Raw genomic sequence first — 13,883 nt, forward strand, 5'->3', positions numbered from 1 at the left:
TCGCCCTCGGCTCGACGGCGATAGGCGTCTTCAAACGCCTCCCAATCAACTTTCGCCTCGTAGCGGCGAGAGAGGTGTTTGAGATTCTGCCGTACTCGCGCGGAGTAGCACATGGGGCTATTTTAGACTTTCGGTTTGGATTAGGTGCATTCCTAATGTCTCGCTGATTACGTCTCGCGGACCACTTTGCGTGCATCTTTATCGTCGCGCAGAGCCACAAACTTTGTGTGTCGCAGATGGTCAGCTCCCGTCCATTCGAGGAAGTCGATCCGTGCGACGGCCTCGGGCTTGAGCCAGACACACTCTTTCATTTTCTCGGCAGTGAGACCCTGCCCCCAGCGCCCGGCTTGTGTCTCAGGCAGATTCGCAAACGGGCACTTTGTTGTGGTCAGCCCTTTGATCTTTGCAAAGACCTCCCTGCGAGTGGCCGGGACAAAGCCAGCACGAACTCGAGCCGCATAGTGAAGTTCCTTGCCTTGATAGAAGCCGATGACCAGCGCGTCTAATCCATGCGTTCCGGGCGTATACCCGCCGATGACAAACTCCTGGCCGAGATTGATACGGTGCTTGGACCAAAGCCCGGTTCGCTGTCCGGGCTGGTAGACGCCGTCAATGCGCTTTGCTACGACACCTTCCAAACCATGCGATCGGACAAAGTTGAGCATTTGCGAGGCTGTCTGGTTTGACACTTCTGACAAGGCCAAGTGGTGGCCGGGCTTGATGACGGAGCGCAGTATCTCGCGACGCTCTGAAAGCGGAAGCATCGTAAGGTCACGATGCTTGTGAAAGAGGATGTCAAAGGCGTAATAGGTGATGTGAGATTCGGCGGAGCGGAAATTCTGAAGGAGGTTGAAATTGGGGCGGCCATCTGCCCCGGCTGCGACCAACTCTCCATCAATGACCGTCCCATGCGGGAGCGAATCGAGAGCAGTGGCGATGTACGGAAACTTTTGGTTGAGTACGTTCCTGCGGCGGGAATACAGAGTTGTCTCGCCGTCTGCCCTCACTACCTCAAGACGATAACCATCCAGCTTGATTTCATACGTCCATTCCGGTCCTTCCGGCAGTTTCAGCAGGGGCAGACAGTCCATCGTTTCGATGAAGTCTGCTGTGCGCTTCCCGACGATCTTCTTTTCCACGGTGCGTGCTCCCTCGGGTTTCGCTTCTTCGTCGATCTTTCCATCTGATGCCGGAAGGCGAGCAGAAAGTAATTTGGCTTGTATTTTCAATCAGTTACGTCACTTCTGCACCGTACACAGTGCGGTGCCATTTGACACCACACGATACTGATAGGCGAAGATAAGGCGAAGGTGTTCATATATGGCCTCCGCCGCCACAATCCGGCTTCAAGTTGAGTCGGCTCTGGCGCGCAGGTACCCATCCGCCCTGACGCCCCCGCCTCGCATGGTGCGCCCGGTCGTCTCGTCCGGTGTCGCACCTCTCGACGAACTTCTAAGGGGCGGGCTGCCAGTCGGCGCTCTCACCGAACTGGTCGGCGATACGTGCTCGGGCCGAATGTCCCTTGCGCTTTCCTTCTTGTCGCAGATCACGTCTTCGGGCAAGGTCTGCGCCTGGATAGACGCCTCCAATACTTTCAACCCCGCTTCGGCTGCTTCTGTTGGCGTCGATCTCAAGCGGCTTCTCTGGGTGCGTTGCGGTGTGCGCGAAGGTATGTCGGAGCAGGAGACACGCAAGTTCGCTCTGCCCTCTTCTTTCTTTACTCCAAAGCCAGCAACAAAGGGTTTGCATGGGGGCGGCCACGGCACGCATCCCCGTGATGAGGTCAAAGGTCTTTCTGCGGCGGTGGGTAGATTTTTGAGCAACGATACGGTCAATGCTCGTTGCGCCGAACCCATTTCCAAAGCTAGGCCCACTCCGCAACACTTCGAAGCAAACCTGCAACCTTCCACCGCATCGGTGCGTACGCCACGGCGGGCGCGAATCTATGACGCGATTGAGCAGGCTTTGCGGAGTACAGACCTCTTGATTCAAACCGGAGGCTTCAGCGCAATCGTCCTCGACTTCGGAGAGATAGCGAGCGAGGTTGTGGCTCGTATCGAGCTTTCGACCTGGCACAGATACCGCGTTGCCTCAGAGCAGACCCAATCGAGTATCGTGCTTCTTTCGCAATATGCTTGCGCGAAAAGCAGCTCGGAATTGCAACTACGTCTTTCGCCTTTTGAGGACACCTGTGAGGAGCGCACGGTCTTTACAGGGCTAAGCGCACGCGCTGAAATCCTCCGGCAGCGCTTCCCCACTGCTCCAACAAATGTCGTGCCGATGCGGAAACCTCCGCAACGCGCGTGCGATGCCCGGTGGGATTATCGGGCGAGTTGGGCGGGGCCGCTATGAGTAGCTTCCCTGAACTCTATGCTTGCATCTACGTTCGCGAGCTTCCCGCCCAAGCTCTACTTCGCTTGCGCCCTGAGTTGGCGGAGAAGCCGTGCGTCATTTTGGAAGGCGACGCGCCCGGACAGACGGTGTGCTCGTTGAATACACGAGCTCGTCTCCTCGGTTTGCGACAAGGCATGACAAAGGTAGAAGTTGAAACCTTCGAGAGCGTCGTCGTCCTGCAACGAAGTGTCAAGATGGAGGGCTTCGTACGGGTGATCCTGCTGGAGTGTGCTGGTGCGTTCTCGCCACGCCTTGAAGACCGAAGCCTGAACGGGATATTTCTCTGCGCCGTAGATGCGGCGGGTACAGAATCTCTGTTCGGTCCCCCGCAACTCTTAGCAAAGCAGATACGACAGCGCATTCGTTCGGTTGGTGTCGTAGCCTCTGTGACGGTTAGCGCAAATCTGCAGACGGCGATCTGTCTTGCGAGAGGGCTCAAGAGGGGCGTCGCAATCCAAGTTGTGTCGCGGGGGGATGAGGCGAGATCAATCGCAGAACTGCCGGTCGCCGTGCTGGATATTACGGGGACGCAGGCAGAGACGTTTGGGTCGTGGGGTATCCGCAATGTCGCAGCTCTCGCGGTTCTGCCGGAAAAATCTTTAATCGCACGTCTGGGTCAGGACGCCAAGAGATTGCTGCAACTCGCCAATGGAATCCGTCCTCATCTGTTCCAGCCAATTGCTATTCCCTTCGTCTTGGAAGAGCAAGTCGAACTCGACTTTCCGTTGGATGATCTTGAGTCTTTGCTGTTTGGGCTATCGACGATGTTGGAGCAACTCATCGTTCGCGCGAAATCCCGCGTGCTCGCGTTGGCCTCCGTCACCATCACGTTGCGACTGGACGGAGGTGGATCGCACGAACGGAAAGTTAATCCGCGCGTCCCAACCAATGACAAGCAACTATGGCTCAAACTACTGCACCTCGACCTCGAAGGTCATCCGCCATCATCGTCGATCCTCGGCGTACACCTCTTCGCTGAACCAGGTGCTACGAGTAAGGTCCAACTCGGACTATTCTCTCCACAACTGCCAGAGCCCGGTAAACTCGATGTCACTTTGGCCCGTATCGCGGCCATCGTCGGCGAAGGAAATGTCGGGCAAGCCATACTTGAGGACACACACCGCGCGGGCGATTTTCATGTGGAACCGTTCTGCGTTACGACTCTGGAACCACCCGTCCCGGAAACATCTTCCCTGCTTTGTCTGCGTCTGCTTCGCCCCGCTGAGCCTACAAGAGTCGAGGTACACCGTGGACTGCCTCATCAAATCAAGTTTCGCTCCCGCTCATATCTGGTAGAGAAGGCTTATGGGCCATGGCTGGATGGCGGGGATTGGTGGAACGAAGCAATCTGGGGCAATGAACAGTGGGATGTCATCGGCAAAGCGACCGACAGCGCCGTGCTTGTTTGCAGGCTTGCACGAGACTTCATTCAGAATGACTGGCGGGTGGCGGGACTCTATGACTAGCCGCTACATCGAACTCCATGCCAACAGTGCCTTTTCTTTTCTGGAGGGCGGTTCCCAGCCAGAAGCTCTGGCAGAGAGAGCCTTCGCGCTCGATATGCCGGCGATGGCATTAATGGATCGCAATGGCTTCTACGGCTCTGCGCGATTTCACAAGATTGCGGAAGAGAACGGAATCAGAGCGCACGTTGGAGCTGAGGTGTCTGTGACGGGCTTGGGCAACCGCCTTACGCCTCCCGTGTGGTTGCCTCACCAGCATCTCACCGAACCGTCTCGCCTTCCTCTCTTATGCGAGACGAGATTGGGATACCAGAATCTCTGCCAGCTCATTACGCGCTTCAAGATGCGCGAGACCACAAAGCAGGAGGGCTCCGCAAAGCTGTCCGATGTTGCTGAATACAGCGAAGGTTTGGTTTGCCTGACGGGTGGAGACGAAGGACCACTCGCCGCCGCGCTGATGATTGGCGGCGAAGCTGCGGGTCGCGAAGCTGTACAACGGCTCGTAGGTGTTTTCGGAGCGAACAACGTCTTCGTCGAAGTGCAACGGCATCGGGAACGAGCGCAGGAGTGGCGGAATCAAGCTGCGCTCCGTATCGCTGATTCGCTCCATCTACCTGTCGTGGCTACCAACGGTGTACGGTACGCAACAAAGTATGACCGAGAGATCGCAGACCTGTTCACAGCAATACGAAACCATACGCAACTCGACCATTCTGGACGATTGCTGGCGCTCAACAATCAGAGACACCTCCGGTCCGCAGACCGGATGGTTGCCCTATTTCGTGATGTTCCGGGCGCCGTCGAGAACACGGTTGAACTCTCCTCTCGTCTGGACTTCCAGCTCTCCGACCTCGGTTACGAATTTCCACGTTATCCGGTGCCTGATGGCGAAACGATGGATAGCTTTCTTGAGAAACGCGTTGCGGAAGGTGTCACCAGACGCTACGGGCCAAAGCGCGATTCTGGCCTTCTCGAACGCGCCAAGAAGCAAGTCGCGCACGAACTGAAGCTGATCGCAAAGCTCGGCTTCGCCGGATACTTCCTCATCGTCTGGGACATTGTTGAATACTGCAAGAAACACGGAATCTTGATTCAAGGCAGAGGGAGCGCGGCAAACTCGGCCGTCTGCTACGCATTGGAGATTACGGCAATTGATCCTGTTGGCATGGAACTCCTCTTTGAGCGTTTTCTTTCAGAGAGCCGCGGTGAATGGCCCGATATCGACCTCGACCTCCCTTCTGAAGAAAAACGCGAGCAAGCAATCCAGTATGTGTATCAGCGTTATGGTCAACTTGGCGCGGCTATGACTGCGAATGTCATCACGTATCGCGGCAAGTCTGCCGCGCGAGAGGTTGGCAAGGCTCTAGGCTTTGATCCTGAATCGCTGCAGCGCTTGTCGGGACTGGTCGCGAACTATGAGTGGAAAGGCCCGAATGACACAATGGCCCGCTCGTTTCAAAACGCGGGCTTTGACGTAGAGCATCCACGCATAGCGAAGTACCTCGAACTCTGTATGCGCGTGCAGGACTTCCCGCGACATCTCGGCCAGCACTCAGGCGGCATGGTGATCTGCCAAGGGCAGCTTGATAAGGTCGTCCCACTGGAGAGAGCTTCCATGCCTGGGAGAACGGTCGTCCAATGGGACAAAGAAGACTGCGCCAATCTAGGCATCATCAAGGTGGATCTGCTCGGACTCGGCATGATGGCCGTGCTGAAAGATTGCCTGTCGCTCGTGCCCGAACATCACGGCGACCAACTCGATCTCGCTCAACTGCCCGAAGATGAGGAGGTCTATCGGACTCTTCAGCGGGCCGATACCATCGGCATGTTTCAAGTGGAGAGCCGGGCGCAGATGGCATCTCTGCCACGGAACCGCCCAGAGAAGTTTTACGATCTCGTCGTACAGGTGGCAATCATTCGTCCAGGCCCCATCGTCGGTAAGATGATGCACCCGTACATGCGGCGTCGCCAGAATCAGGAGGAAGTGACGTATCCCCATCCTTCCCTTGAATCAACCCTGAAGAGAACGCTCGGTGTTCCTCTTTTTCAAGAGCAACTGCTTCGCATGGCGATGGTCGTTGCGAACTTCACGGGCTCGGAGGCAGAAGAGCTTCGGCGGGCTGTCGGTATGCGTCGCTCTTGGGAGCGAATGAAAAACCTAGAAGGTCGCTTGCGTGATGGCATGACTGCGAATGGGCTGGATATCGCGACGCAGGAAACGATAGTTCAGAACATCAGCTCGTTCGCACTTTACGGATTTCCTGAGAGTCACGCCGCCAGCTTTGCACTCATTGCCTACGCTTCGGCCTATATCAAAGTGAAGTACCTTGCGGCTTTCACTTGCGCCATGATGAATAACCAGCCGATGGGTTTTTACAGCCCTGCCGTGATCATCGAAGACGCGCGGCGGCATGGCCTCCGGGTCAAACCAATCGACATCCAAGTTTCAGATTGGCCTTGCTCTATCGAGCACGAAGACGATCATTCTTTGTCGCTGCGTTTGGGACTTGGCTATGTGCGAGGGTTGCGAAGCCAATGCGCAGAAACAATAGTCAATACTCGTAGTGCGGGCTACTTCAGGTCGGTCGATGATCTTGTGTTGAGGGTCCCTCAACTCAACCAGAAGGAACTGGCACTTTTGGCGAACGTGGGGGCGCTGAATAGTCTCGATGGCGTCGAACATCGACGGGATGCGCTCTGGCAGATAGAACGCGCTGGTAAGCCAGAAGGCCCGCTGTTCATGCAAGAGAGCGAATTGCTCCGCGAAGAGTCTCCTGAAATACCCTTGCTTCCGATGACGGCCGAAGAGCGGCTGGTGGCTGACTATGCAGTGAGCAGCGTCACCACGGGACCTCATCCAATGTGGTTCCGACGTAAGGAGCTTTGCCGCCGTGGCTATCTGCGAGCTACAGACCTCGCGCAGCGGCCTAATGGGGCATACGTCAGAACTGCCGGATTAGCCATAGTCAAACAACGTCCCGGTACTGCCTCGGGCGTTGTCTTCCTCACGGTTTCCGATGAAACCGGAAACTTCAATGTTTTTGTAGCTCCCGACTTCTTCGAAGAAAACCGTCGACTCATCACGACTGCGAAATTTCTCGTTGTAGAGGGACCGCTCCAAAAGGAGGGTCCAATTATTCATGTGATGGCGAAGTCGTTTAAGGAACTTTCAGTGGAAACCCGCGCAGGCCGCTTACAGGTGACATCTCATGACTTCCACTAATAAGGGTTCGCAGGTGGGCGGGCACAGAACAGAAGTCGATCAACAGAAACTAGGGCCAGCGCTTGTCATCACGGCTGGCGTCATCCTCGGGATGAGGACCATTCGCTGGGAAGCTACTCATAGCGATGGCCTAGCGAGCACGGAATGGGAGAAAGAAGTGGAGCATAGCGTACGCGTCGCAAAACGTGTTCTAACCTTTCTGACAACTAGATATCCTGACCTTTTTCAGTCAAAGCAAGTTCCTTGGTATGTCGCGACCGATGATGATTCGCCACGTTAGTGAGGGCTACATGGAATCTCAGCACTTCGGCCACAATGTGCCAAACTTAAGAGCGAAGGAGACACGAATGCGGGGCCGTTTATCCGATGCGTCGATCGTCTATCTCTTCCCAAAGGGCAAAGGCGCTGCGTGTGCTCATGGACTTGAGCTCCTTTTCGCCTTCATGATCGAACGTCCTACCGATTTCACGTTCCTGGAACCGGATGACTTCCTTCGTATGGACTCGTCGGGCTTTATCGGGATTTCAGAGTGGGATGACTTCGCGCGGCACTACACGACATGCGGCCTCTGTCATGGATAATTCGATCGACGCAATCGCGGCGATAGGTACTCGCAAGATCGTTCATGTGGATATGGACGCCTTCTACGCATCTGTCGAGCAACGCGATGATCCGGCCCTTAGAGGGCGGCCTGTGGTCGTGGCGTGGAAAGGCAAGCGTTCCGTGGTCTGTGCAGCCTCGTACGAGGCACGACGGTACGGAGTGCGGTCGGCAATGCCCGCAATCACTGCGGAGCGTATGTGCCCCGACGCCGTCTTTCTTCCTCCAGACTTCATCCGCTACAAGGCGGTCTCCAAAGCTGTTCGTGAAATCTTCCAACGGCATACGGACGAAATTGAGCCGCTCTCGCTCGATGAAGCGTACCTCGATGTGACGGTGAACAAGACCGATATAAAGACCGCAACTTTGGTTGCGAAAACCATTCGACAACAGATTTGGGAGGAATTGAACCTCACCGCGTCTGCAGGCGTAGCGCCGAACAAGTTCATAGCGAAGATTGCTTCGGATTGGCGGAAACCCAACGGGCAATTCGTTGTCCAGCCGCACGAGGTTCAGGCTTTTCTCATCCCATTACCTGTTGGAAAGATTCCCGGTGTTGGCAGAGTTACCGAGGCGCGAATGGCCGAGGTTGGGATAAAAACCGTCGGTGACATCTATGCGATGGATCTGATGACACTCGAAGGTCACTTTGGGGGTTGGGGCACAAGGCTGTTTCAACTCGCGCGAGGTGTTGACCACAACCCGGTCGTCTCCAACCGAGTTAGCAAACAGATATCGGCCGAGGACACTTTCCCCGACGATATCCCTTTAGCGGACTGCGAACCGCACATTCGACGACTAGCGGAAAAGGTCTGGGCTGCTTCGCAAGGAAATGCGCGTCGCGGTAGGACAGTGGTGCTCAAACTCAAAACGAAAGAGTTCAATTCCCTTACTCGCAGCTTGACGCCGCCGAATGTCCCCATAACGCGTGAGGATTTCACTGGCTTTGGTCTGCATCTTTGTTCTCGTGTTGATTTGGATGCGCGGCAGCTCTACCGATTGGTTGGGATCGGCTTGAGCAACTTTGAAGTTGAAGGGGATGTCGAACATGATGTCGCGCCCCTGATTGACTCGCCCGGTAGTCATCCGCTCGGCTTGAGCGACTTGGAAGCAACTGTCCTTGACTGATGAAAAGAGCGTTTCCCGGTAGGAATCCGCGCCGCTGCGCTGTGGAACGCGATACTTACAATGCGGCCTAATCGTTCCTTTAGTTTGAGCCGTATTTTGCAGATTTAGTTCTCCACCAAGCCATGCGATAACTACAAATGCAATGCTATCGGCGCCGGACATCCCGATGCTGTCTCTTTCAACGACGTCGGCTCGCCTGACGGAAGGCAGACATCTGGCCTCAAGGTCCACATCAACGCACAAGTCGTCAGGATTGAGGACCTGAACTGGTACTACAAACTCCTGCAACTCTGCCCTGACATTCCAGGTGAGTTGAAGTCTGCGGTCGTCCTCGCCCGTTTCGATGCGTTACCGACTATGAGAAAGACTGAGATATGGACCGCGCTCGGCAAGGTATCAATTCACGTTGTCGATCCGAGGCCATACAAGACAAGCGTTGATTCGCTTCTGCGCACAGCCATGAAGCGTGAGAATGCCCCGGAGTATCTCAGGCAGAGTGCGTCTGAGGGACTCGTTTGGGCCAGAAACCTTCATCTCCGAACCCAAGTCTTTGCGGCCGAGTCGATCCTTGGAGACTCTATAGCTTCGCGGGCCCACCGTCTCTCGCACGCTTTCGGCCAGGACGCGTTCATCATGCCGTTTGAGCGAGTCGAGCCTCCAGAATTGGTGACGGTGGAAGACTTCAAATGCGATCCCAAGGGCGTCGTTAGGAAGGTCACGGAGTGGTCTGCGAAAGCAGCAGCAGCATTCCACGCCAGCATTGATGCCTTGGACACATTCGGCGCTGATGACGGTATTTACAGGTTCAACTATGGCCAACATATTCGTCGGAAGATGATGCGCCCACTGATGGACACTCACGCCTTCGACCAAGGAGACAACCAGCAGATGCGGGTCTTGGAAGACGTGCGAGGCAAGCTTATCGAGAGCATGACCGATCCAAACGACATGTTCTCGCGAATGCAGAGGATGAGGAAACCAAGCCAGAAATACATTGAGTTTGATTCTAAGGACACACTGTTCGGACAAGCAGCCGACATTGCAGCCGGGATTGCGTCAGCCTATTTCGAACGTGAGGGGATAACCGGAATCGTCTCCCGTTTCGAACACGTGACCTACAACGGTAAGAGAACGCGCCATGCAGATATCGCGAAGATCACGCATGACCTTGGTAGAGGCTGACTATCCATACGGGAGACAGGCACTATGCTGCTAGTCTCATTGGAATATGTCAAACGATACGGTTTTTATAACCTTAGCGGCCGTCCCGGATCAAGATTTTCACGTTCGTGTCCGGGAACCAAAGGCCAATAAGAAGTATCCAGATCCCCTTACTGGCAAAGGATCGAGCATCATGATCGCTGCCATAGTCGGCGGAGCGCTCATTCCGCTTCTCCAAGGACGAATGGCGGACGGCGCGATCGGACTCCACCACGCGTTCTTCCTACCAGTTATCTGTTACGCATACATTTCGGTGTTTGGATTCACTAGAACACGCCCGGACGGTATCCAGCCATGCTGACTGTCTGGCGGCGACCCCCAAGAGTGCAGCCTAGACGGCTGCGAGACATTGCTCGGTCCCTGCCGCTATTCGTTCGTTGACGACAAGGGCGTTTCTCGGTACCTACCTTTTCGTGAGCCTGAAAAGGGACCTGGTGCCGCATATGGAAAACAAGCCGCCACTTTGTTGAAGGTGTCGTTTGTCATTCTGTCCACCTCGTTATCTTCGTGCATTTCGTTCATTCAGACCTCCCCTTACGGCGTTTAAAACCAAGTTCCCCGGTGCTCGGTATGGGGCGTGCAAACCACGTTTCAGAACTCCACTTTGGTGCGGAATCCTATGACCAGGGCACGCCGCACTCCCCCGCCGACATTGGCGTAGTACTGAACAACGGGCTGCAAAAGAAGCATCGGTAAAGGATCCAGGAGCGTGTTGAACTCGACACCATGTTCGAGCTTCCATGGTGCAGCACCCGCGGGAACAAATTGTCCGCTTAGATGGTTTTGTACGTATCCCAAAGACATCGTATTGTGGAAGTTGACTGGCAACGGTTCATCGAAACGCACTCCTGCCGTCAGCATCTTATCGTTACGATTCACTGCGGCGGGGCTCCAGTCGTAGGCCAACGTTCCATCTAAGCCTTTCGCTCCTGCCCGATCTGCTCGCCAAAGCGCTTGGTTCGCCATCCAATAGAGTAGATAGTTCCCCGATATCGGTGTTGTGCTTGTGGGATCGGCGAACTTCCCCGGATTATAAGAAGCCCCGAACTGGTAAAGGCCGGAGTACCCTTTGCGACTGTCTACGTTATCAAAAGCCCGGACAGCGGTTGCTCTCTTCCCGGGAGTGAAACCGATCTCAGAAGCACTCACGGGGGTGCCGTTAAATTGGGGAAACAAGCCGGTGGGATTCTGAGAAAAGGGAGATTGGACGCCAGCCATCACCATCGATTTCACATAGAAGTTGTGGATGGGGACGGTTCTCACTTCGAATGCTGGCGTAGACGGCGGATCGAAGGACTCGTTGGTTGTGGAAAGATTTCCCAGCGCGTAGCCCATTGGTTCGAAGATGAAGGATGCCGCGTCGTATTGGGAGCCATAGAAGTCCTGGCCCGCGAACTGCCCAACTCGTGCGGTGAGGCGCTCATTGAACCATCGCTTCTCGATCCACCAAGAGTCGAGCCGAAATGTGTTCTCGCTGGACATCCCGCTGGGGCTGCTGAGCAAACCTAGGTACGTTCCGAGATTTCCTCCGCCTTGCCAGAGGGCTGTAGCGTGAAAATAAAGACCTTGCGTGTGGGAGAGTTTGCTGAAATCGATATCGATTGTTCCACGGAAACGATTCCAAGCTGCAAAACGCTCAGACTGCTCGCTCTTTATGTTCCACAGTGAATCGCTGACGTATTGAAGATCGAAAGCAACACCGTGTTCCAGCAGCCGGGATCGCTGTCCGTCCCAATCTCCGAAGAGATGACCGTGTGGCCCCTGACCCGTTTCATGACTGTCAGGTCCGCTCAACGCGTATTCCTGCGAGGTCTGTGAACGAGCGCCTGGGGCGAAGAGACAAAATGCCGCATTGGCTAGAATGGCGAGTTTGCACATTAGTCTAGGCATGGTCTTGTGGCTCATTTCTTAGCATTTCTGGCCCGCTGGATTTTGCTTTTGAGGTGATCCACACGCCCGCAACTCCGACGCCTACGCCAACAACCGTATCGATCAAGCGGAGGATGGGCTGCTTCCAACCTGGATGTGGACTCAGACCAGCAACGACCATGATGACTGCGGTCGTAATCCCGGTCGTGACAATCTCATCAGCACGATCGAACAGGGACATTGTGATTGCACCTAGTCCGATCAACGTGACCATGCCCACGAGACTGAATGGGAAAAACAATAGGTAAATCAAGCAGAGACCGAAGCTGAGCAAGGTCGCCCACATTCTGGAGGCAGCTGCTCCGACGCTGCTGTCGTAGCTATAGCGATAGACAAACACTGTTGCCGCAACTGCCCACATGCCTCCTAACAGATCGTCGTCACGGGAAACCGAGAACGCTCCGGAGAGCAAGTGCGTAATCAGCCAGTAGCTGATTGCACAGAAGACAGACAACATTACCCCGTGAAAAACTGCACGGAACACTGCGGTTGCAGAGGGCCACGCATGCATAGTGTGGGAATCCTTTCTAGCGGTTGGCATTCGTTCCTCCTCCTGATGTTGTCTGCCGGCTACCCTCAAATAGGCGATCACTTATCATCTTCGGCACGATCAGCCCAAAGCTCATCGCGAGAATGATTGCGATGGCCGTCATGCCGTCACTGGCGGTGGCGCTCAGGAGACCGAAGCTTGCAAGAGATGGGTTCGTAAGCTGCACAAGTCCGCCAGCCATTCTGAACAAGAAGACTCCCGGCATCATCGACACCACCGCAGCGAAGCCTACAGCAGCGAACGGCATACGCCATTTGTGCGCAACAGGCGCAAGGATCAGTCCCGCAATCAGACAGGCGACCATAGCGCCCGTGGCGGCATTGCGGTGGAGCTCCACAAGCAATAACCACCTCATCGCGTGGGCCAACATACCAATCGCGATCGGCCATGCGACCATCCGCAACGGCGTTGAGAAGAACATGCTGTAGGCGAAAACCGCGACGCCAGCAGCGATGGTATCTAGCCAGAGAGTCACGGATCTGCCAGTCGGGTCTACAGGAAACGAAACACCAAATATTGCGAGCCCAACTAACAAGCCCGCCGAGATGGCCAAGATGACTAGCGCCGCAAAGACTAATCGCGCGGTGCCGAGACCGATGCGTCCTCTGACTAAATCCAGAGCACCATTGAGGAGGTGTGGTCCCGGGACCAACACCATGCAGGGACAAACTGCAACGAGGCGCAGTGTAGAACTCAGTTGATATCGGAACGCCAATGCACCGATCAAACCGGCGAGCAATGAAGCGCAGAACGGTTGAATAAAGACATTTGCGCTGAATCGGCCCAATCTGCGGCGAAGAATGGCACCCGCGCCCGCGCTTACGAATATGATTCCTGCCGCAGGCAAATGTTGTACGCCGAAGATCACGGCTAAAGCCACAGCGCCTGCTGCGGCAGCAAGCGTGAACAACCAATCAGGGGATGGGTGCGCCTGTGCGATCACACCGATCGTCTTGATAGCTTCAGAGGAAGCGCGCCGACCAGACTGAAGGTCATTTATCACCTCCATGGTTGAAGCCACGCGATTCATGTCTACACCGGTCGGTCTGGCACAGACTACGGAGATCAACCGTTCCTCATGATCTTCGGCGTGTAGTTGTATTTCTCCCCAATGCACAAGGATTTTGCTATCAACACCAACCGAGTCGGCTAATCGAGAGGCTGCCTCCAAGGTCTGGTCGGTGGATTGACCATTCACGAACAGCACTCGCGCAAAACTAAGCACAAGATCAGAACGTTCCTCTAACGTCATGTGAATCACTCCTTCGTCTGCCAATTGTGGCGGCGGTGCGCTGAATCAGAGGTGCACTCTGCCCGAGGTTGGAGCGACGCGTTAAAACGCCAGCTCCAACCTCATAACAATTGCGCCGGGTTC

Annotated in this window: 11 protein-coding genes; 6 read left to right on the top strand and 5 right to left on the bottom strand. The window is 55.2% G+C overall.

Going from position 1 to position 13,883, the window contains the following annotated elements; genetic code table 11:
- Positions 1-167 precede the first annotated feature (167 nt).
- On the bottom strand, positions 168-1,139 hold the full coding sequence (gene ligD / locus HDF15_RS03935; protein ID WP_184252976.1) for a non-homologous end-joining DNA ligase: 972 nt from the start codon (positions 1,137-1,139) through the stop codon (positions 168-170).
- A gap of 181 nt (positions 1,140-1,320) precedes the next feature.
- Here ligD and HDF15_RS03940 point away from each other — a divergent pair, with 181 nt between their 5' ends.
- From HDF15_RS03940 to HDF15_RS03965, 6 genes are all read left to right on the top strand, one after another.
- A complete protein-coding gene (locus HDF15_RS03940; protein ID WP_184252978.1) occupies positions 1,321-2,352 on the top strand; it encodes a recombinase RecA in 1,032 nt (343 codons plus the stop codon).
- A complete protein-coding gene (locus HDF15_RS03945) occupies positions 2,349-3,860 on the top strand; it encodes a DNA polymerase Y family protein (protein WP_184252980.1) in 1,512 nt (503 codons plus the stop codon). The genes HDF15_RS03940 and HDF15_RS03945 overlap by 4 nt, the downstream gene beginning before the upstream one ends.
- Positions 3,853-7,080 (top strand): DNA polymerase III subunit alpha, encoded by a 3,228-nt coding sequence (locus HDF15_RS03950; RefSeq protein ID WP_184253324.1) that lies wholly within the window; start codon positions 3,853-3,855, stop codon positions 7,078-7,080. Before HDF15_RS03945 ends, HDF15_RS03950 begins: the two co-directional genes overlap by 8 nt.
- A 347-nt stretch (positions 7,081-7,427) precedes the next feature.
- Positions 7,428-7,661, top strand: coding sequence for a hypothetical protein (locus tag HDF15_RS03955; protein WP_184252981.1), 234 nt, complete (start codon positions 7,428-7,430; stop codon positions 7,659-7,661).
- The gene (dinB, locus tag HDF15_RS03960) at positions 7,654-8,808 is read left to right on the top strand and encodes a DNA polymerase IV (protein ID WP_184252983.1); all 1,155 of its coding nucleotides are present in this window, start codon (positions 7,654-7,656) and stop codon (positions 8,806-8,808) included. The genes HDF15_RS03955 and dinB overlap by 8 nt, the downstream gene beginning before the upstream one ends.
- Before the next feature lie 357 nt (positions 8,809-9,165).
- On the top strand, positions 9,166-9,990 hold the full coding sequence (locus HDF15_RS03965) for a hypothetical protein (RefSeq protein ID WP_184252985.1): 825 nt from the start codon (positions 9,166-9,168) through the stop codon (positions 9,988-9,990).
- 630 nt (positions 9,991-10,620) lie between these two features.
- Here HDF15_RS03965 and HDF15_RS03970 read toward each other — a convergent pair.
- The 4 genes from HDF15_RS03970 to HDF15_RS03980 form a co-directional block, all read right to left on the bottom strand.
- Positions 10,621-11,739, bottom strand: coding sequence for a carbohydrate porin (locus HDF15_RS03970; protein ID WP_260330839.1), 1,119 nt, complete (start codon positions 11,737-11,739; stop codon positions 10,621-10,623).
- A complete protein-coding gene (locus HDF15_RS25715; RefSeq protein WP_260330852.1) occupies positions 11,682-11,804 on the bottom strand; it encodes a hypothetical protein in 123 nt (40 codons plus the stop codon). The genes HDF15_RS03970 and HDF15_RS25715 overlap by 58 nt, the downstream gene beginning before the upstream one ends.
- A gap of 107 nt (positions 11,805-11,911) precedes the next feature.
- On the bottom strand, positions 11,912-12,499 hold the full coding sequence (locus HDF15_RS03975; protein ID WP_184252989.1) for an FUSC family protein: 588 nt from the start codon (positions 12,497-12,499) through the stop codon (positions 11,912-11,914).
- Positions 12,486-13,760 (bottom strand): threonine/serine exporter ThrE family protein, encoded by a 1,275-nt coding sequence (locus HDF15_RS03980; protein WP_184252991.1) that lies wholly within the window; start codon positions 13,758-13,760, stop codon positions 12,486-12,488. The genes HDF15_RS03975 and HDF15_RS03980 overlap by 14 nt, the downstream gene beginning before the upstream one ends.
- Between the last annotated feature and the right edge of the window lie 123 nt (positions 13,761-13,883).

The organism is Granulicella mallensis (assembly GCF_014203225.1).
GTDB classification, from domain to species: domain Bacteria; phylum Acidobacteriota; class Terriglobia; order Terriglobales; family Acidobacteriaceae; genus Granulicella; species Granulicella mallensis_A.

Coding starts and splice junctions, on each gene's coding strand:
- HDF15_RS03940 (WP_184252978.1), top strand. CDS start 1,321: ATGGCCTCCGCCGCCACAATCCGGCTTCAAGTTGAGTCGGCTCTGGCG.
- HDF15_RS03945 (WP_184252980.1), top strand. CDS start 2,349: ATGAGTAGCTTCCCTGAACTCTATGCTTGCATCTACGTTCGCGAGCTT.
- HDF15_RS03950 (WP_184253324.1), top strand. CDS start 3,853: ATGACTAGCCGCTACATCGAACTCCATGCCAACAGTGCCTTTTCTTTT.
- HDF15_RS03955 (WP_184252981.1), top strand. CDS start 7,428: ATGCGGGGCCGTTTATCCGATGCGTCGATCGTCTATCTCTTCCCAAAG.
- dinB (WP_184252983.1), top strand. CDS start 7,654: ATGGATAATTCGATCGACGCAATCGCGGCGATAGGTACTCGCAAGATC.
- HDF15_RS03965 (WP_184252985.1), top strand. CDS start 9,166: ATGAGAAAGACTGAGATATGGACCGCGCTCGGCAAGGTATCAATTCAC.
- HDF15_RS25715 (WP_260330852.1), bottom strand. CDS start 11,804: ATGAAACGGGTCAGGGGCCACACGGTCATCTCTTCGGAGATTGGGACG.
- HDF15_RS03975 (WP_184252989.1), bottom strand. CDS start 12,499: ATGCCAACCGCTAGAAAGGATTCCCACACTATGCATGCGTGGCCCTCT.
- HDF15_RS03980 (WP_184252991.1), bottom strand. CDS start 13,760: ATGACGTTAGAGGAACGTTCTGATCTTGTGCTTAGTTTTGCGCGAGTG.